Source organism: Streptomyces laculatispora, assembly GCF_017353455.1.
In the GTDB taxonomy this organism is placed as follows: Bacteria; Actinomycetota; Actinomycetes; order Streptomycetales; family Streptomycetaceae; genus Streptomyces; species Streptomyces laculatispora.
In genome coordinates, this window is record NZ_JAFMPZ010000460.1 from 15703 (window position 1) to 16205 (window position 503).

A 503-nucleotide genomic window follows, 5' to 3' on the forward strand; every position below is an offset into this window, starting at 1 on the left:
ACCCGCGGGCAGCACGACACCCTCGTGCGCGGGTCGTACAGCAGGGAGCTGCTGCTCGTCGCCCTGTCCGCTCTGTGTCACCGGGACTCCTACGTGTGTACCTATGGAATCGTCGGCTCACGCTATCGGGTGGTTGCCGCCGTTCGCCAAGCGCATGAGGTCACTCACCACCCCTTCACCCCGGCTGTAACACCCAGCGGCCTTAAGACGCAGTTAAGGGGCGGCAGGCAATTGGGGGGTGGGAAAGGAGCGGGGCTGGGTGCGTGCGGCTGCAAGGCGGAGGATTGAGGCAACGCGGAGCGTTGTCGATTGACGACAACGCCGCAGAGGCGCGCACCCAGCCCCGCGACGCCGCCCCTCACTTGCCTGCCGCCCCGAGGGGCGGCCGGGCACAACTCGCTGTCATGGCGGCCGGTACGGGCCCCGGCCGCACCCTTCGGATCAAGCCGCCTGGAGTTCCAGACGGGCTCCGAACTCCCGTACCGCGGGCTCGTCCCCGTATG